Annotated in this window: 15 protein-coding genes; 6 read left to right on the top strand and 9 right to left on the bottom strand. The window is 67.0% G+C overall.

Annotation, left to right across the window (positions count from 1 at the left end; genetic code table 11):
- Nucleotides 1–41: 41 nt before the first annotated feature.
- Nucleotides 42–1,388 carry a metalloprotease PmbA gene (gene pmbA, locus ACXI0U_RS02460; RefSeq protein ID WP_479549683.1) on the bottom strand — a complete coding sequence of 449 codons (1,347 nt, stop codon included), beginning with the start codon at nucleotides 1,386–1,388 and terminating at the stop codon, nucleotides 42–44.
- 145 nt (nucleotides 1,389–1,533) lie between these two features.
- Between pmbA and yjgA the strand changes: the two genes are divergently transcribed.
- Nucleotides 1,534–2,055, top strand: coding sequence for a ribosome biogenesis factor YjgA (gene yjgA, locus ACXI0U_RS02455; RefSeq protein WP_043246893.1), 522 nt, complete (start codon nucleotides 1,534–1,536; stop codon nucleotides 2,053–2,055).
- Between the two features lie 58 nt (nucleotides 2,056–2,113).
- Here yjgA and tldD read toward each other — a convergent pair whose 3' ends face one another.
- The 8 genes from tldD to mreB all read right to left on the bottom strand — a co-directional run bounded on the left by tldD (nucleotide 2,114) and on the right by mreB (nucleotide 12,984).
- Nucleotides 2,114–3,556, bottom strand: coding sequence for a metalloprotease TldD (gene tldD / locus ACXI0U_RS02450; protein ID WP_021217772.1), 1,443 nt, complete (start codon nucleotides 3,554–3,556; stop codon nucleotides 2,114–2,116).
- The gene (locus ACXI0U_RS02445; RefSeq protein WP_043246891.1) at nucleotides 3,553–4,407 is read right to left on the bottom strand and encodes a carbon-nitrogen hydrolase family protein; all 855 of its coding nucleotides are present in this window, start codon (nucleotides 4,405–4,407) and stop codon (nucleotides 3,553–3,555) included. Before ACXI0U_RS02445 ends, tldD begins: the two co-directional genes overlap by 4 nt.
- A 55-nt stretch (nucleotides 4,408–4,462) precedes the next feature.
- A complete protein-coding gene (locus ACXI0U_RS02440) occupies nucleotides 4,463–8,293 on the bottom strand; it encodes a YhdP family protein (protein ID WP_479549682.1) in 3,831 nt (1,276 codons plus the stop codon).
- Nucleotides 8,294–8,307: 14 nt separating this feature from the next.
- Entirely contained in the window at nucleotides 8,308–9,765 is a 1,458-nt protein-coding gene (gene rng / locus ACXI0U_RS02435) for a ribonuclease G (RefSeq protein WP_021217769.1), read from the bottom strand.
- A 9-nt stretch (nucleotides 9,766–9,774) separates the two neighbouring features.
- On the bottom strand, nucleotides 9,775–10,368 hold the full coding sequence (locus tag ACXI0U_RS02430; protein ID WP_479549681.1) for a Maf family protein: 594 nt from the start codon (nucleotides 10,366–10,368) through the stop codon (nucleotides 9,775–9,777).
- A gap of 49 nt (nucleotides 10,369–10,417) precedes the next feature.
- Nucleotides 10,418–10,906: a rod shape-determining protein MreD gene (gene mreD, locus ACXI0U_RS02425; RefSeq protein WP_021217767.1), complete on the bottom strand. Its 489-nt coding sequence runs from the start codon at nucleotides 10,904–10,906 to the stop codon at nucleotides 10,418–10,420.
- Nucleotides 10,906–11,868 carry a rod shape-determining protein MreC gene (gene mreC, locus ACXI0U_RS02420; protein ID WP_479550019.1) on the bottom strand — a complete coding sequence of 321 codons (963 nt, stop codon included), beginning with the start codon at nucleotides 11,866–11,868 and terminating at the stop codon, nucleotides 10,906–10,908. The genes mreD and mreC overlap by 1 nt, the downstream gene beginning before the upstream one ends.
- A 78-nt stretch (nucleotides 11,869–11,946) precedes the next feature.
- Nucleotides 11,947–12,984, bottom strand: coding sequence for a rod shape-determining protein MreB (gene mreB, locus ACXI0U_RS02415; protein WP_021217765.1), 1,038 nt, complete (start codon nucleotides 12,982–12,984; stop codon nucleotides 11,947–11,949).
- 218 nt (nucleotides 12,985–13,202) lie between these two features.
- Between mreB and gatC the strand changes: the two genes are divergently transcribed.
- From gatC to ACXI0U_RS02390, 5 genes are all read left to right on the top strand, one after another.
- Nucleotides 13,203–13,490, top strand: coding sequence for an Asp-tRNA(Asn)/Glu-tRNA(Gln) amidotransferase subunit GatC (gene gatC / locus ACXI0U_RS02410; protein ID WP_021217764.1), 288 nt, complete (start codon nucleotides 13,203–13,205; stop codon nucleotides 13,488–13,490).
- A 16-nt stretch (nucleotides 13,491–13,506) separates the two neighbouring features.
- Entirely contained in the window at nucleotides 13,507–14,958 is a 1,452-nt protein-coding gene (gatA, locus tag ACXI0U_RS02405; protein WP_263400552.1) for an Asp-tRNA(Asn)/Glu-tRNA(Gln) amidotransferase subunit GatA, read from the top strand.
- An 11-nt stretch (nucleotides 14,959–14,969) separates the two neighbouring features.
- Entirely contained in the window at nucleotides 14,970–16,415 is a 1,446-nt protein-coding gene (gatB, locus tag ACXI0U_RS02400) for an Asp-tRNA(Asn)/Glu-tRNA(Gln) amidotransferase subunit GatB (protein ID WP_021217762.1), read from the top strand.
- Between the two features lie 83 nt (nucleotides 16,416–16,498).
- Nucleotides 16,499–16,882 carry a septal ring lytic transglycosylase RlpA family protein gene (locus ACXI0U_RS02395; protein WP_021217761.1) on the top strand — a complete coding sequence of 128 codons (384 nt, stop codon included), beginning with the start codon at nucleotides 16,499–16,501 and terminating at the stop codon, nucleotides 16,880–16,882.
- 19 nt (nucleotides 16,883–16,901) lie between these two features.
- Entirely contained in the window at nucleotides 16,902–17,288 is a 387-nt protein-coding gene (locus tag ACXI0U_RS02390) for a carboxymuconolactone decarboxylase family protein (RefSeq protein ID WP_479549680.1), read from the top strand.
- The last annotated feature ends 270 nt before the right edge of the window (nucleotides 17,289–17,558 follow it).

Below are 17,558 nucleotides of genomic sequence, written 5' to 3'. Positions count from 1 at the left end.
CCACCCGGGCGCGTTCTTCATGACGACGGCTGGGCGGGCGATCAGCTGCCCGCCACCGTCATGCGCTCGATCAGCACCGAGCCGGTGCGGATGTTGCCGCGCACTTCCAGGTCGCTGCCAACGGCGAGGATCTGGCGGAACATGTCCTTCATGTTGCCGGCGATGGTGACTTCCTGGACCGGGAACTGGATTTCGCCGTTCTCCACCCAGTAACCGGCCGCACCACGGGAGTAGTCGCCGGTGACCATGTTCAGGCCGTGACCCATCAACTCGGTCACCAACAGCCCGCGGTCCATGCGGCGCAACAGCGCCTTCTGGTCTTCCTGGCCATGGGTGACGAAGAGGTTGTGCACGCCCCCGGCGTTGGCGGTGCTGGGCAGGCCCAGCTTGCGCCCGGAGTAGGTGCCGAGGATGTAGGAGACCAGTTCGCCCTTCTCCACGAACGGCTTGGCGTAGGTCGCCAGACCATCGTTGTCGAAGGAGGCACTGGCCATGGCGCGGGGGATCAGCGGGCGCTCGTCGATGCTCAGCCACTCGGGGAACAGGCGCTCTCCCAGTGCCCCTTCGAGGAAGGACGATTTGCGGTAGAGGTTGCCACCGGAGATGGCCGACAGGAAGCTGCTGAACAGCCCGGTGGCCAGTTCCGCGGCGAACAGCACCGGCACCTCGCAGGTGGGTACCGGGCGCGCACCCAGGCGGCTGACCGTGCGCTCAGCAGCGCGGCGGCCGATGACCTGAGCATCGGTCAGCTGGGTGCCGATGCGGTTCACGTCGTACCAGTAGTCGCGCTGCATCTGCCCTTCGCCACCGGCGATCATCACGCAGCTCAGGCTGTGCCGGCTGCTGGCGTAGCCGCCGATGAAGCCGTGGCTGTTGCCATAGACGCGGCAACCCTGGTGGGTGCTGAGGGTGGTGCCATCGGCGTTGCTGATGCGCGGGTCGGCATCGAAGGCTGCTGCCTCGCACACCAGCGCCTGCTCCACCGCCTGTTCGGGGGCGATGGCCCAGGGGTGGTAGAGATCGAGGTCCGGCAGGTCACGGGCCATCAGGCCACGATCGGCCAGGCCGGCGCACTCGTCCTCGGAGGCGTGCTTGGCGATGGCCAGCGCGGCGGCTACCGTCTCGCGGATGGCTTCATCGCCGGTGGCCGAGGTGCTGGCCGAACCCTTGCGCTGCCCCACGTACAGGGTGATGCCGAAGCCCTGGTCGCGATTGAACTCGACGGTTTCCACTTCGCGCTGGCGCACCGTGGTCGACAACCCCTGCTCCACCGAAACCGCGACCTCACAGGCCGTCGCACCCTGGCGACCGGCTTCGGCGAGGATGCGTTCGACCCGTGCCTGCAACTCGGGCAAGGCCTGCGGGCCGACCACTTCTACTTCACTCATAGCCACTCCAGTTCACAAAACCTTTTCGACGGGGCGGGCGCACCCGGCGCACCACCCCACGGACCGCACCATTGCGGCGCCAGCCGGGCCGGACAATCCCCGTCCGACTGGTTATCATGGCGGCGTTTCCCACTGGATCGCCCCCATGTCTGAATACCTCGACGACGACTTCTCCGGAGAGAAGAGCAAAACCCAGGTCAAGAAAGAGCTTCACGCCCTGCAGGACCTCGGTGAACGTCTGACCACGCTCAAACCCGATGTCCTCGCCAAGCTGCCGCTGACCGACGCGCTGCAGAAGGCCCTGCTCGAAGCGCCTAGGCACAAAGCCCACATCGCCCGCAAACGCCACCTGCAGTACATCGGCAAGCTCATGCGCGAGCAGGACATCGAGGCCATCGTCACCCTGGTCGACCAGCTCGACGCCTCCACCCGCCAGTACAACGAGCGCTTCCACAACCTGGAGCGCTGGCGCGACCGCCTCATCGGCGGGGACGACAGCACCCTGGAATCCTTCGTCGCCGAATACCCGGAAACCGACCGCCAGCACCTGCGCAGCCTGATCCGTCATGCCCAGCACGAGGCGGCCCGTAACAAACCGCCGGCCGCGGCGCGCAAGGTCTTCAAATACATCCGCGACCTGGACGAAACCCAGCGCGGTCTGCGTTAAAGGCCGCTGGAAGCTCGAAGCCGGAAAGCACACGGCTTCGAGCACCCAACGCCCCTCCTCAAGCTCCCGTACCGCCCACCGTGATCGCATCGATCTTCAGTGTCGGCTGGCCCACGCCGACGGGCACCGATTGCCCATCCTTGCCGCAGGTGCCCACGCCGCTGTCCAGCGCCAGGTCGTTGCCGACCATGGAAACCCGGCTCATCGCCTCGGGGCCGTTGCCGATCAGGGTCGCGCCCTTGACCGGCGCAGTGATCTTGCCGTTCTCGATCAGGTAGGCCTCGCTGGTGGAGAACACGAACTTGCCGCTGGTGATGTCCACCTGGCCGCCGCCGAGGTTGGCGCAATAGATGCCGCGCTCCACCGAGGCGATGATCTCTTCCGGGTCGCTCTCCCCCGCCAGCATGTAGGTGTTGGTCATGCGCGGCATCGGCAGGTGCGCGTAGGACTCGCGACGACCGTTGCCGGTGGGCGCCACGCCCATCAGGCGGGCGTTGAGCTTGTCCTGCATGTAGCCCTTGAGCACGCCGTTCTCGATCAGCGTGGTGCACTGGGTCGGGGTGCCTTCGTCGTCCAGGCTCAGCGAGCCACGGCGGCCCGCCAGGGTGCCGTCGTCGACGATGGTGCAGAGGCTGGAGGCGACCTTCTCGCCGATCCGCCCGCTGTAGGCCGAGCTGCCCTTGCGGTTGAAGTCGCCTTCCAGGCCGTGGCCTACCGCCTCGTGCAGCAGCACGCCGGACCAGCCCGCGCCCATCACCACCGGCAAGGTACCCGCCGGCGCCGGAATGGCTTCCAGGTTCACCAGCGCCTGGCGCAGCGCCTCGCGGGCATAGCCCATGGCGCGGTCTTCCTGGAGGAAATAACGGTAGTCGGTACGCCCGCCACCGCCGTGGCCACCGCGCTCGCGGCGACCGTTCTGTTCGACGATGACGCTGACGTTGAAACGCACCAGCGGGCGCACGTCGGCACCCAGGCTGCCATCGCTGGCGGCGACCAGAATGTGTTCCCAGACACCCGCCAGGCTTACGGTGACCTGCTTGATGCGTGGGTCCAGCGCACGGGTGGCGACGTCGATGCGCTTGAGCAGCTCGACCTTCTCGGCGCGGTCGATCACGTCCAGCGGGCTGTCCGGCGCGTAGAGCCGGGCGACGTCCGGGCTGGCGAAGGCCTGCACGCGGCCCTGCTGCCCGGCACGGGCGATGGAGCGTGCGGCGCGGGCCGCCTGGCCCAGTGCATCGGCGGTGATGGCATTGCTGTAGGCGAAACCGGTCTTCTCGCCGGACTGCGCGCGCACGCCCACGCCCTGGTCGAGGTGGAAACTGCCGTCCTTGACGATGCCGTCCTCCAGCACCCAGGACTCGGAAACCTGGCCGTGGAAGTACAGGTCGGCGGCATCGATGCCCGGGCCGGCGACTTCGCCCAGCACGCCCGGCAACTGCTCGATGGTAAGGCCGCCGGGTGCCAGCAGCTGGTCACTGACGGATAACAACAATTGGCTCATAACTTCTCCGTTCTCGCCGGCCCGGGTGCGGCCGGCGTCAAGAATCTTCTGTGTGCCGTCACCGGCATGCGCTGGCGCACCGCCAGCTGTTCGTCCGTATCGCGGCGGGCGATCAACACCGCCTCGCCGCTGGCCTGTTCGGCAATCACCCGACCCCATGGATCGACGATAGCCGAATGGCCGAAAGTCTCGCGCGGCCCCGGATGAACGCCACCCTGCCCCGCCGCCAGCACATAGCACTGGGTCTCGATGGCCCGCGCCCGCACCAGCACCTGCCAATGCGCCGCACCGGTCACCGCGGTGAAGGCCGAGGGCGCGGTGATCAGCTCGGCACCGGCCTCGCGCAACGCCCCATACAGTTCGGGGAAGCGCAGGTCATAGCAAACCGTCAGGCCCAACCGGCCCACCGGCGTATCGGCGAGCACCACACGCTCGCCGAAGGCGTAGTCGTCCGATTCGCGGTAGCGGCCCCGGGCATCGGCCACGTCCACATCGAACAGGTGGATCTTGTCGTAGCGCGCCACCCGCTCGCCCCGCTCGTCCACCAGCAGCGAACAGGCGTTGGGCTTGGCATCCGGCGCATCGTCCGGCGGCAACGGCACGGTGCCGGCCACCACCCATAACCTGAGGTCACGAGCCACCTGTTTCAACCAGGGCAGGATTGGGCCTTCACCAAGCGCCTCGGCACGGCCGATGGCGGCATAGTCGCGGCGCCCCATGGCGGCGAAGTTCTCGGGCAGTACGGCGAGGCGCGCGCCGCCCTCGGCAGCGGACTCGAGCAAGCGACGGGCGGTCGCGAGATTGGCCAGGACATCGTCCTGGCTGACCATCTGGATCACCGCGAAGGTCATGGCATTCTCCACAGCGGGTATCGCCGCATGCTACTCCAGCGCGTGGCCGATGGAATCAATTGGGCTTCTCGAACGGCTTGTCGAAACTGATCTTCGGCTCCGTCAGCGGCCCTTTCACCTCGTACTGCACGCTGGCGAAGCGCGCCACCTTGTCACCCAGCAGCTTGTCCACCACGAACAGCGCGCCACCAATGGCCGGCGCGCCGACGATCAAGGCGGCCAGCGGCAGGTTGTTGGTCACCGGCAGGGTCACCAGCAGCTTGGCATCGATGGCGTCGTGGGCCATGTCCAGGGTGCCTTTCAGCTCCAGGCCGCTGGAAGGGCCTTCGAGAACAATGGGCTCACGGGTGACGAAGACCCCCTCGCTGCCCACCAGCAGGCCCTTGACCCGGTCGTAGGCTAGGCCCTTGCCGAGCAGGTCGGAGAAGTCCAGGCGCAGGCGGCGGCCGATGGAGTTGAAGTTGAGCAGGCCGAATACGCGCAGGGCCTGGGCGCTGCCCTCCACCTCGACGAACTGCCCCTTGCGCAGGCTGGCATCGAGGGTACCGGAGAAGCGCTTGAGACTCACCCAGGCCGGCGAGCCCGGCCAGCGGCCGTCGGCATCCAGGCGGAAGCGCTCGCTGGTGGCGGTGGGCGCGAACTTCCAGGCCAGCAATACATCGGCGAGGTTTTTGCCTTCGAGGCGGCCTTTGTACCAGCTGGAGCTGGCACCGGCGGCGCCTTCCCACCCGGTGGAGCCGGTGATCTTCAGCCCCTTGAGGTTGAGGTCCAGATCACTGAACAGGGTGCCCTGGGCCGTCGGTCGGGCCTTGAACGCCCAAGCGCCCAGGGGCTCGTCGCCAAGCTGCACCTGGGCGATGCGCACATCCAGCGCCGGGACGGCATGGGGGTCGACATCCTTCAGCGGGTCGGGGCTGGCTTCCGCCGCCTCGTCGTTCTCCGGCGGCTTGGGCAGGCGCACCCGCGCCAGGTCAAGCACGATGGGCGCCCCCTTGGCATCGGGCAGGCTGACGCTGCCCTGCAACAGGTCACTGTCGAGGTCGACCTTCCACAGGGCGTCACCACGGGCCAGGCCGACCCGGAAGTCCTCGAGGCTCATGCCCATGCCATCGAAGTGGCCGATGCGCAGGTCGGCGCCTTGCAACAGGCCCACGGCGTCACCGGCATCCTTGGCGGCGTAGCGATCACGCACCGCCTGCCAGGCAGCCAGGTCCAGCGTGTCCAGGGTGCCGCGTACGCGAATGCCACGGTTCGACGGCATGCTCGCGCTGCCCGAGCCCAGCAGCAGTTCGCCGCGTGCCTGGGAAAAGTCCGTGGCCGGTGCCGCGACCGCCAGGTTGGCCAGGCAGCCGTAGTCGAACCAGTAGCGCCGCTCGGGGCCGTCCAGGGTCATGCGCCATTGGCTGTCACGCACCTCGCCCGCCGCCTTGCCGAAGGGTGCCGGCAGGTCGATGGCCGCCCCCTTGAGGCTGGAATCGATGCGCAGCTGGCTGTCCTTGCCGTCCAGCGCCAGGTCGAGCTTGTAGGGGATGTCACCGGAAATCGGCAGCGGCCGGGTCACCCCCAGCCAGGCGGCAACGTCCTTTACCGCCGCCTGACCGCTGGCCTGGATGCGCGTGCGCCCCTTGCCATTGCGCCCCTCGGCGATGGCCTTGGCGGTGACCTCGCGACCGAAGGCCTTGCCCCGGATCTGCTGGGCGCTGAGGCCGCTGGCGGTGTCGAAGCGGAAGGTGCCGGCCAGGGCGCTGAGCTCCAGGCTTGGCTTGGCGAATTTCAACCGGGCATCACGGGTAGTGAGTTCGACGATGACCCGGGGTTCGCCACCGGCTTTCTCCAGGGGGATGTCCAGGTCCAGGTTGCCATCCAGGCTGCCGTCACCCTGCCAGCCGGCCATTACTTCAGCGGCGGGTGTGGGCGCCTCCTGCATGATCTTCAGGCCATCGGTGAAGCTGCTGTCCAGCTGTGCCTTGACCCGCAGGTGCGGCACCTGGCCGTGCTCCACATGGGGCACATCGGCGCGGGCATCGCTGACGCGGCTGTCGAGGATGCGCCCGCTGGGTACGCGCACGCGCACGCCGCTGTCTTCGACGAACACGTCGCCACGGGCCTCGCGCAGGGCCGGCCAGCCAGGCTGATAGGCCAGCTCGGCATCGTGGACCTTGAAGAACAGGCTGATGGAGCGGGATTCCGGCGGCGAGTCGTGCTGCAGCGAACCCTGGTACTGGAAGAAGCCCTCGTCCACCACACCCCCCTTGATCGCGGTCTTCAGCCATTCGGCCAGGGCCGGGCTGAGGCCGCTGGACAGGGTCGGCAGGTACTTCTCGGTGTAGCGCGCATCGCCCTCGTGCAGGCCGACGCGCAGGTCCATGTAATCCTCCTGCGCCGGGTCGTGCAGCAGGCGGATGAGGAAGTCGCCGGCGACCTTGCCTTCATCGCCGGTCACCTGCAGGTAGGGGCTGATCAGGGTGAAGCCCTGGTCATCCAGCTTCCAGGTCAGCCGCGCATGGGCCTCGTGGTAGCGCCAGGGCGTGGGGAACAGGTGGTCGAGGTGCAGGGCGAAGTCGTCGGAGTCCATCCGCAGCTCACCGCCGGCCAAGTCGCCGGTGATGCTGCCGCTGACGTTCTCGGCTGCCGGGGCGCCGTGCACGGCGTTGAAGGAGATGCGCTCCAGGTTGCTACTGAAGCCGATATGCCGGGCGCCCTCCACCTGGGGCCGGTAGACCATCTGCAGGTTGCGCAGGGCACCCCGGGGCTTGAGGCCGCTGACCAGCTCGGCAGCCAGGTCCGGCAGCGGCACCAGGCCTTCCACCAGCGGCACCAGGGGCTGCAGGTCGAGGCGGTCGGCGGCGAGCTTCCACTCGGCTTCGCCCTGGCCGTTGTCCAGCACCTGTTCGAGCTTGATGTGGGCATTGCTGTAGCGCTGCTCGCCGACGCTCACCGCCAGGGAGTCCAGCAACAGGCTCATGCCCTTGTCGTTGCGGTTGAAGTAGGCGTCCACCGCCAGGTCCTGCAGGGCCACCGGCTTGCGCTGGGCATAGCGGCCGCGCAGTTCGCCGACGTGCACACGGGCCACGGCGCCTTGCAGGGCACCGCGCTTCCAGTCGACCCAGAGTTCGCCACCGCCCTTGAACTGCTCGATGCGCCAGTCACGGGTCAGGCTCCTCGGCAGCCAGCGCGCCCAGTCACTCTGAGGCAGGCTGAGGTAGAGCTCGGCGTCGCTGTCCAGCACCACGTCGGGGTTGAGCCGGGTACGCAGGCGCAGGCTCAACGGCTGGCCGTCCGGCAGGGTCAGCTGGCCGTCCAGGCGTTGCCGCGAGGCACTGCCGCCCAGGGATGTCTGGACGTAGGTGAAGGTGACCGGCTTCTGCTTCCAGGGCTCCAGGGTGACCTGGCTGTTGAGCAGGGAGATGCGTTTGACCACCCCGAGGCCGTCGATCAGCTTGCGCGGGTTGAACGGCTGCTGGTCGTCACGGGCGGGCATGCCGGCCAGGGTCCACTTGCCGGCTTCGTCCTGCTGCACCTGCAACTGCAAGCCCTCGACTTCCAGGCTGGCGATGCGCGGTGCACGGGCCAGCAGGCTACCAAGCAGGTCGGGCACCACGCGCACCTGGTCCAGGCGCAGGACCGCGTCACCCTCCCCCAGCATCACATCGTGGGCCACCAGCACCGGGCTCATGCCTTGCCAGCGGCCTTCGAGGCTGCCGATCAGCAAGGGTTCGCCCAGGGCCTCACGGGCCTTTTCCTGGACTTCAGCTCGGTACTCGGCCACCAGCGGCACCAGTTGCCGCCCGAGGCTCACATAGAGCGCAGCCAGCACCAGGCCCAGTGCGCAGAGCGCCAGCAGGGTACGCAGGAAGGTGACCAACGTCAGGCCCGGACGCGCCATATCAGTTCAGGCCCTCAGAGCAGCACGACATCGTACTGCTCCTGGGAATACATGCCCTCGACCTGGAACTTGATGGTGCGCCCGATGAAGGCTTCGAGATCGGCGACGTTGCCCGATTCCTCGTCCAGCAGGCGGTCCACCACCTTCTGGTTGGCCAGCACCAGGTAGCCTTCGGCCTGGTAGGCGCGGGCTTCCCGGAGGATTTCGCGGAAGATCTCGTAGCAGATGGTTTCGGCGGTCTTCAGCATGCCGCGGCCCTGGCAGCTCGGGCACGGCTCGCAGAGGTTCTGCATCAGGCTTTCGCGGGTGCGCTTGCGGGTCATCTGCACCAGGCCGAGTTCGGTGATGCCGATGATGTTGGTCTTGGCGTGGTCCCGTTCCAGCTGCTTCTCCAGCGTCCGCAGGACCTGGCGCTGATGCTCCTCGTCCTCCATGTCGATGAAGTCGATGATGATGATGCCGCCCAGGTTGCGCAGGCGCAGCTGGCGGGCGATGGCGGTGGCCGCTTCGAGGTTGGTCTTGAAGATGGTCTCTTCGAGCGTGCGGTGGCCGACGAAGGCGCCGGTGTTCACGTCGATGGTGGTCATCGCCTCGGTGGGGTCGATGATCAGGTAGCCGCCGGACTTCAGCAGCACCTTGCGCTCCAGGGCCTTCTGGATCTCGTCCTCGACGCCGTAGAGGTCGAAGATCGGGCGCTCGCCGGGGTAGTGCTCCAGGCGGTCGGCGATCTCGGGCATCAGCTCGTCGACGAACTGGGTGACCTTCTGGAAGGTCTCGCGGGAGTCGATGCGGATCTTCTCGATACGCGGGTGGACCAGGTCACGCAGGGTGCGCAGGGCCAGGCTCAGGTCTTCGTAGATCACCGAAGGCGCAGGAGCGCTCTGCATCTGCGAGGAAATCTGCTCCCACAGCCGGCGCAGGTAACGGATGTCGACGAGGATCTCCTCGGCCCGCGCACCATCGGCGGCGGTACGCAGGATGAAGCCGCCGGTCTCCACGATGCCTTCGGCGGCGACGCAATCGGCCACCACCTGCTTGAGGCGTTCGCGCTCGGCTTCGTCTTCGATCTTCAGCGAGATGCCCACATGGGCGGTACGCGGCATGTACACCAGGTAGCGCGAGGGGATCGACAGCTGCGTGGTCAGGCGCGCGCCCTTGCTGCCGATGGGGTCCTTGGTCACCTGCACCACCAGGGCCTGACCCTCGTGGACCAGGGCGGTGATGTTCTCCACCGCACTGCCCTCGCGGTTGGAAATCTCCGAGGCATGGATGAATGCGGCGCGATCCAGGCCGATGTCGACGAAGGCCGCCTGCATGCCCGGCAGCACCCGCACCACCTTGCCCTTGTAGATGTTGCCGACGATGCCACGACGCTGGGTGCGCTCTACATGCACCTCCTGCAGCACGCCGTTTTCCACCACCGCCACGCGCGATTCCATCGGCGTGATATTGATCAGAATCTCTTCGCTCATGCTGAGAACCTACCCGACGCGCTGCCAACAAGAAATGCCGAATTCGCCCAGCACGTCTGCCGTTTCCAGCAACGGTAGACCCACCACGGCGGAATAACTCCCCTGAATGTTCTCGACGAACACCGCACCCAGTCCCTGAATCGCGTAGCCACCTGCCTTGTCCGTCGGCTCGCCGCTGGCCCAATAGGCCTCGCGCTCGGCCTGGGGGATGACGCGGAAGCGCACCCGACTGGTCACAAGGCGCGAGATGCAACGCCCGGGCTGGGCCACAGCCAATGCGGTCAACACCTCGTGCTCGCGGCCGGAAAGGCCCGCCAGCATCGCCAGGAAGTCGTCGCGGTCCTGGGGCTTGCCGAGGATGCGGCCATCGAGCACCACCGACGTATCGGCACCCAGCACGCAGGCATCCCCGACGGCATCGCCCAGGGCGGCCAGGCCGGCGGCGGCCTTTTCCCGGGCCAGGCGCTCGACGTAGGCCGGGGCAGGTTCGCCGGGGCGCACGGATTCATCGATGGAAGCGGAAAGAAGCCGGAAGGGAACGCCGATCTGGGCGAGCAATTCGCGACGGCGGGGCGAGCCGGATGCCAGGTGGAGCGTGGCCATGCTGGGACTTCTCCATGTCGAGAAGGCGCGCGGCATGGCCGCGGCCTGGTCATTTGACGTTGAGGCGGCGGCTCAGGCCGCGCAAGGCGGCGAAAATCCAGGGCCAGAGCAAGGCGCTGACCAGGGCGGGCAAGAGGAACAACAAGGTCGGCGGGCGGTTGCCGGTCAGGGCGTTGAGCCACAGCTGCACCAGTTGGGCGAGGCCGAAGACCACCATCAGCACCAGACTCTGCTGCCACATGGGGAACATGCGCAAGCGCTGATGCAGGGTCAGCACGAGGAATGTGATCAGGGACAGGATCAGCGCGTTCTGCCCCAGCAGGGTGCCGTAGAGCACGTCTTCGGCAACGCCGACCAGCCAGGCGGTGGTCATGCCTACGCGGTGCGGCAGGGCCAGCGTCCAGTAGGTGAGCAGCAGGGCGGGCCACAGCGGGCGCCCCACTTCCATGAAGGTGGGCATGGGCGCAACGCTGAGCAGCAGGGCCAGCAACAGGCTGAACCAGATCACCCAGCCATTGTTCGAACGGGCGCTGACCATCAGCGGTTCTCCCGGTGGGCGGGCGGCGTAGCCGGCGTCGAGGAGGCCGCGCCAGCAGGAGTCGGGGCGGCGGCGCCCGGGGCGGCCGCACCCGCGGGCGCGGGCGTCGCAGCGGGCTTGCCAGCGGCTTCGCGATCGGCCGCTTCCTGGGCTTCGGCCGAATCGTTGGCGCGTTGTTCGGGGCTGCGGGTATCGGTGAACACCAGCAGCAGGTAGCGGCTGCGGTTCAGCGCAGCGGTGGGCACGGCACGGACGATGGCGAAAGGCTGGCCGGAGTCGTGGATGACTTCCTTGACCGTCGCCACCGGGTAGCCGGCGGGGAAGCGCTGGCCAAGGCCGGAACTCACCAGCAGGTCGCCTTCCTTGATGTCCGCGGTATCGGCCACATGGCGCAGCTCCAGGCGTTCCGGGTTACCGGTGCCGCTGGCGATGGCGCGCAGGCCGTTGCGGTTCACCTGAACCGGAATGCTGTGGGTGGTATCGGTGAGCAGCAGGACGCGGGCGGTGTAGGGCATCACCTCCACCACCTGGCCCATCAGGCCACGGGCGTCGAGCACCGGCTGGCCGAGGAACACGCCGTCCTTCTCGCCCTTGTCCACCAGAATGCGGTGGGTGAAGGGGTTGGGATCGACGCCGATCAGCTCGCCCACCAGAACCTTGTCGTCCACCAGGGCGGAGGAGTTGAGCAGCTCGCGCAGGCGCACGTTCTGCTCGGTCAGGGCCGCCAGCTTCTGCAGGCGACGCTGCATCAGCAGGCCTTCGGCCTTGAGCTTCTCGTTCTCGGCGATCAGGGTGCTGCGGCTGGTGAACTGGTCGCTGACGCCATCCCAGAGGCGCACCGGCAAATCCGCCAGCCAATAGAAGGGCGTCAGCACGAGGCCCATCTGGCTGCGTGCTGGTTTCAACGTGTCGAAGCGGGCATCGACCACCATCAAGGCGGCAGAAAGCACGGCGAACGCCAACAGGCGCACGCCGAGCGAAGGTCCCTTGGCGAATAGCGGTTTTATGACCCGCTCCTCAGGTGCAATGGCTCTCCAACCTTACTCGGTGGAGAGCAGGTCCATTGCGTGACGATCCATCATTTCCAGGGCGCGACCACCACCACGGGCCACGCAGGTCAGCGGGTCCTCGGCGACGATCACCGGCAGGCCGGTTTCCTGGGACAGGAGCTTGTCGAGATCGCGCAGCAGCGCGCCACCACCGGTCAGCACCAGGCCGCGCTCGGCGATGTCGGAAGCCAGCTCCGGCGGGGATTGTTCCAGGGCGCTCTTGACCGCCTGGACGATGGTCGCCAGGGATTCCTGCAGCGCTTCCAGAACCTCGTTGGAGTTCAGGGTGAAACTACGCGGTACGCCTTCGGCCAGGTTGCGGCCACGGACGTCGATCTCGCGGACTTCGCCACCCGGGAAGGCGGTGCCGATTTCCTGCTTGATGCGCTCGGCGGTGGATTCACCGATCAGGCTGCCGTAGTTGCGGCGCACGTAGGTGACGATGGACTCGTCGAAACGGTCGCCGCCAACCCGTACGGATTCGGCGTAGACCACGCCGTTGAGGGAGATCAGGGCGATCTCGGTGGTGCCACCGCCGATGTCGACGACCATGGAGCCACGGGCCTCTTCGACCGGCAGGCCGGCACCGATGGCCGCGGCCATGGGTTCTTCGATCAGGAAGACTTCACGGGCGCCGGCGCCCAGGGCGGATTCGCGGATGGCGCGACGCTCGACCTGAGTGGACTTGCAGGGAACGCAGATCAGCACACGGGGGCTGGGCTGCAGGAAGCTGTTCTCGTGCACCTTGTTGATGAAGTACTGCAGCATCTTCTCGCAGACGCTGAAGTCGGCGATCACGCCGTCTTTCATCGGGCGGATGGCGGAAATGTTGCCGGGGGTACGACCGAGCATGCGCTTGGCCTCGGTACCGACGGCCACGACGCTCTTCTGGTTGCCGTGGTTACGAATGGCGACCACGGACGGCTCGTTCAGGACGATGCCGCGCTCGCGCACATAAATCAGGGTATTGGCAGTGCCCAGGTCGATCGAAAGATCGCTGGAAAACATGCCACGCAGTTTCTTGAACATGGGAGAGGGACCCTAGGCAACGCGTGGGTAAAAAAGTGCGGCAAACTCTAACAACGACAGGGATTTTGGGCAAGGCGCCGATATGTTAAATTGCCGGTTTTTCCGGGCCTCTGGGCCCATCATCGCGGCCTTTGACCGCCCGTTCGCGGTGCCGTTCCCGGCGCCCTTCCCGCACGGTCCCATGCACTGCGCTGACCGCACCTCAGTTGGAGAACCCGATGGCGCTTGAACGCTCCGACGTGGAAAAGATCGCCCATCTCGCCCGCCTGGGCCTGAACGACGGCGATATCCCGCGTACCACCGAGACCCTCAACAACATCCTCGGCCTGATCGACGCGATGCAGGCCGTGGACACCGACGGCATCGAGCCGTTGGCCCACCCCCTCGAAGCCACCCAGCGCCTGCGCGCGGACGAAGTGACCGAGGAGAACCACCGCGACGCCTACCAGGCCATCGCGCCGGCCGTCGAGAACGGCCTCTACCTCGTGCCTAAAGTCATCGACTAAGGAAAAGGGTTACAGCATGCATCAATTGACCCTGGCCGAGATCGCCCGTGCGCTGGCCGCCAAGGAATTCTCCTCCGAGGAACTGAGCGGCGCCCTGCTGGCACGCATCCAGGCCCTCGACCCGCAACTCAACAGCTTCGTCACCGTCACCGCCGACCAGGCGCTGGAGCAGGCTCGTGCCGCCGACGCCCGTCGCGCCGCCGGCGAGAACGGCGCCCTGCTCGGCGCGCCCATCGCCCACAAGGACCTGTTCTGCACCCAGGGCGTACGCACCAGCTGCGGTTCGAAGATGCTCGACAACTTCACCGCGCCCTATGACGCCACCGTGGTCGAGAAGCTCAAGGCCGCCGGCACCGTCAGCCTCGGCAAGCTGAACATGGACGAGTTCGCCATGGGCTCCGCCAGCGAATCCAGTTACTACGGCGCAGTGAAGAACCCCTGGGCGCTCGACCGCGTGCCCGGCGGCTCCTCCGGCGGTTCCGCCGCGGCCGTCGCCGCGCGCCTGGTGCCCGGCACCACCGGTACCGATACCGGCGGCTCGATCCGCCAACCCGCTGCCTTCACCAACCTCACCGGCATCAAGCCCACCTACGGCCGCGTGTCGCGCTGGGGCATGATCGCCTACGCCTCCAGCCTCGATCAGGCCGGCCCGCTGGCCCGCACCGCCGAGGACTGCGCCCTGCTCCTGGGCGCCATGGCCGGCTTCGATCCCAAGGACAGCACCAGCGTCGACGCCCCGGTGGACGATTACCTCGCTGCCCTCGCCCAGCCCCTGGCCGGCCTGCGCATCGGCCTGCCCAAGGAATACTTCGGCAGCGGCCTCGACGCGCGCATCGGCGCCGCCGTGATGGCCGTGGTCGACGAGCTGAAAAAACTCGGCGCCACAGTCAAGGACGTCTCGCTGCCCAACATGCAGCACGCCATCCCCGCCTACTACGTGATCGCCCCGGCCGAGGCCAGCTCCAACCTCTCGCGCTTCGACGGCGTGCGCTTCGGCTACCGCTGCGATGCGCCCAAGGACCTCACCGACCTGTACAAGCGCTCCCGTGAGGAAGGCTTCGGCAGCGAAGTGAAGCGCCGCATCATGGTCGGCACCTACGCGCTCTCTGCCGGCTACTACGACGCCTACTACCTGAAGGCGCAGAAGATCCGTCGCCTGATCAAGAACGACTTCGTCAAAGCCTTCGAGGGCGTCGACCTGATCCTCGGCCCGACCACGCCCAACCCGGCCTGGAAACTCGGCGAGAAGAACAACGACCCGGTCGCCCAGTACCTCGAAGACATCTACACCATCACCGCCAACCTCGCCGGCCTGCCCGGCCTGTCCATGCCCGCCGGCTTCGTCGACGGCCTGCCGGTGGGCGTGCAGCTGCTCGCACCCTACTTCCAGGAAGGACGCCTGCTCAACGTGGCCCACCAGTACCAGCAGGTCACCGACTGGCACAAACAGGCCCCGGCCGGATTCTGAGGACGACACACATGCAATGGGAAACCGTGATCGGGCTGGAAATCCACGCACAGCTCAGCACCCAATCGAAGATCTTCTCCGCCAGCGCCACCACCTTCGGCGCCGAGCCCAACACCCAGGCCAGCCTGGTTGACCTCGGCATGCCCGGCGTGCTGCCGGTGCTCAACGCCGAAGCCGTGCGCATGGCCGTGAAATTCGGCCTGGCCATCGACGCTGAGATCGGCGAGCGCAACGTCTTCGCCCGCAAGAACTACTTCTACCCGGACCTGCCCAAGGGCTACCAGACCAGCCAGATGGACCTGCCCATCGTCGGCAAGGGCCACCTGGACATCACCCTGGACGACGGCACCACCCGCCGCATCGGCATCACCCGCGCGCACCTCGAAGAGGACGCCGGCAAGAGCCTGCACGAAGACTTCCACGGCATGACCGGCATCGACCTCAACCGTGCCGGCACCCCGCTGCTGGAAATCGTCTCCGAGCCGGAGATGCGCAGTGCCAAGGAAGCCGTGGCCTACGCCAAGGCCATCCACGCCCTGGTCCGCTACCTCGGCATCTGCGACGGCAACATGGCCGAAGGCTCGCTGCGCTGCGACTGCAACGTCTCGGTCCGCCCCAAGGGCCAGGTCGAGTTCGGCACCCGCCGCGAGATCAAGAACGTCAACTCGTTCAAGTTCATCGAGCGCGCCATCAACACCGAGATCGCCTGGCAGATCGACGAGCTGGAATCCGGCCGCAAGATCGTCCAGGAAACCGTGCTCTACGACGTGGCGGCCAACGAAACCCGCTCCATGCGCAGCAAGGAAGAAGCCAACGACTACCGTTACTTCCCCTGCCCGGACCTGCTGCCGGTGGTGATCGAGAAGAGCTTCCTCGACGAAGTGCGCGCCCAGCTGCCGGAACTGCCGGTGCAGAAGCGCGAGCGTTTCGAGAGCCAGTTCGGCCTCTCCGCCTACGACGCCAGCGTGCTCTCAGCCAGCCGCGAGATGGCCGACTACTTCGAAGCCGTGCAACGCACCTGTGGCGACGCCAAGCTGGCCGCCAACTGGGTGATGGGCGAGCTCTCCAGCCTGCTCAACAAGGACGGCCTGGAGATCGAGCAATCGCCGGTGTCCGCCGAGTACCTGGGCACCATGATCCTGCGCCTGAAGGACGGCACCATCAACGGCAAGGCCGCGAAGACCGTGTTCGCCGCCATGGCCGAAGGTGAAGGCTCCCCCGACGCCATCATCAAGGCCCGCGACCTGGTGCAGAACACCGACAGCGGCGCCGTGGAGACGCTGCTCGACGAGGTGCTCGCCGCCAACGCCGAACAGGTCGAGCAGTACCGCGCCAGCGACGAAGCCAAGCGCGGCAAGATGTTCGGCTTCTTCGTCGGCCAGGCCATGAAAGCAGCCAAGGGCAAGGCCAACCCGGCCCAAGTGAACGAACTGCTGAAGAAGAAACTCGAAGGCTGAGCCTGCTGAACCGGTGGGCCCCGCACGGGGCCCACCGGACAGTGACAGGGCACAAGAACGTTTCGCCTCCATCAGGTGACGCCATGCAGCGACTGCTCTGCCTTCTCGCTTTCTCCGGCCTGTTGACCGGCTGCTCCTACATCCCCTTCGAACGCGACAGCGAAACCCCGGGCGACTACCGCGCCGAGGGCCGCGCCTCCTTCTATGGCGCCCGCCACCACGGCCAGAAAACCGCCAGCGGCGAACGCTTCGACCAGAACGCCCTGACCGCCGCCCACCGCACCCTGCCCTTCGGCACCCGGGTCAAGGTCACCAACCTCGACAACGACCGCAGCGTGGTACTGCGCATCAACGATCGCGGCCCCTATGCCCGCACGCGGATCATCGACGTCTCGAAAAAGGCCGCCGAGGAGCTGGGCATGATCCGCTCGGGCGTGGTGCCGGTGCGCGTCGAAAGCCTCAGATGAACCCAAGCAGGAAACCGCTATGAGCGAAACACGCAAACCCGGCGTCCAGGTCCGCCGCGAAGTCATGGGCGACGCCTTCGTCGACCGCGCCCTGGGCAATGCCACCGAATTCACCCAGCCGCTGCAGGAGTTCGTCAACGAACACGCCTGGGGCGGCGTCTGGAACCGTGAAGGCCTGGACCGCAAGACCCGCAGCCTGATCACCCTCGCCGCCCTCACCGCCCTGAAATGCCCCCAGGAGCTAAAGGGCCACGTGCGCGGCGCGCTGAACAACGGCTGCACCGTGGAAGAAATCCGCGAAGCGCTGCTGCACTGCGCCGTCTACGCCGGCGTCCCCGCCGCCATCGAGGCCTTCCGCGCCGCCCAGGAAATCATCGACACCTGGCAGGCCGACCAGAAGGCCTGAGCCCTTCCAAGGGACGCCCCGTGGGAGCGAATTCATTCGCGATGCTCTTCGTAGGGTGGGCCGGGCGGCGCACCGCTTCAGCCCACCGCTGAAGCGGCGCCTGGCTGATCATCGAAACCTGCCGAGGCCTTCTGGAAAGAGCGCTGCTCACTCCCCCAACTTTTTCGCCTGGCTTGATGAGGGTACTCGTTGGGGTTCGGCGGGCGTTGCAGGTTGGCGCCGAGCGCAGCGAGGCCCAACGATGCGTGGCTCGACGTCTCTGCGTTGGGC

It is taken from the genome of Pseudomonas sp. C9D1 (genome assembly GCF_056491235.1).
This window is presented reverse-complemented; position numbering and strand designations above follow the sequence as displayed.

What these genes read in the sequence shown, in the direction of transcription:
- pmbA (WP_479549683.1), bottom strand. Translation starts at nt 1,388, where the DNA reads ATGAGTGAAGTAGAAGTGGTCGGCCCGCAGGCCTTGCCCGAGTTGCAG.
- yjgA (WP_043246893.1), top strand. Translation starts at nt 1,534, where the DNA reads ATGTCTGAATACCTCGACGACGACTTCTCCGGAGAGAAGAGCAAAACC.
- tldD (WP_021217772.1), bottom strand. Translation starts at nt 3,556, where the DNA reads ATGAGCCAATTGTTGTTATCCGTCAGTGACCAGCTGCTGGCACCCGGC.
- ACXI0U_RS02445 (WP_043246891.1), bottom strand. Translation starts at nt 4,407, where the DNA reads ATGACCTTCGCGGTGATCCAGATGGTCAGCCAGGACGATGTCCTGGCC.
- ACXI0U_RS02440 (WP_479549682.1), bottom strand. Translation starts at nt 8,293, where the DNA reads ATGGCGCGTCCGGGCCTGACGTTGGTCACCTTCCTGCGTACCCTGCTG.
- rng (WP_021217769.1), bottom strand. Translation starts at nt 9,765, where the DNA reads ATGAGCGAAGAGATTCTGATCAATATCACGCCGATGGAATCGCGCGTG.
- ACXI0U_RS02430 (WP_479549681.1), bottom strand. Translation starts at nt 10,368, where the DNA reads ATGGCCACGCTCCACCTGGCATCCGGCTCGCCCCGCCGTCGCGAATTG.
- mreD (WP_021217767.1), bottom strand. Translation starts at nt 10,906, where the DNA reads ATGGTCAGCGCCCGTTCGAACAATGGCTGGGTGATCTGGTTCAGCCTG.
- mreB (WP_021217765.1), bottom strand. Translation starts at nt 12,984, where the DNA reads ATGTTCAAGAAACTGCGTGGCATGTTTTCCAGCGATCTTTCGATCGAC.
- gatC (WP_021217764.1), top strand. Translation starts at nt 13,203, where the DNA reads ATGGCGCTTGAACGCTCCGACGTGGAAAAGATCGCCCATCTCGCCCGC.
- gatA (WP_263400552.1), top strand. Translation starts at nt 13,507, where the DNA reads ATGCATCAATTGACCCTGGCCGAGATCGCCCGTGCGCTGGCCGCCAAG.
- gatB (WP_021217762.1), top strand. Translation starts at nt 14,970, where the DNA reads ATGCAATGGGAAACCGTGATCGGGCTGGAAATCCACGCACAGCTCAGC.
- ACXI0U_RS02395 (WP_021217761.1), top strand. Translation starts at nt 16,499, where the DNA reads ATGCAGCGACTGCTCTGCCTTCTCGCTTTCTCCGGCCTGTTGACCGGC.
- ACXI0U_RS02390 (WP_479549680.1), top strand. Translation starts at nt 16,902, where the DNA reads ATGAGCGAAACACGCAAACCCGGCGTCCAGGTCCGCCGCGAAGTCATG.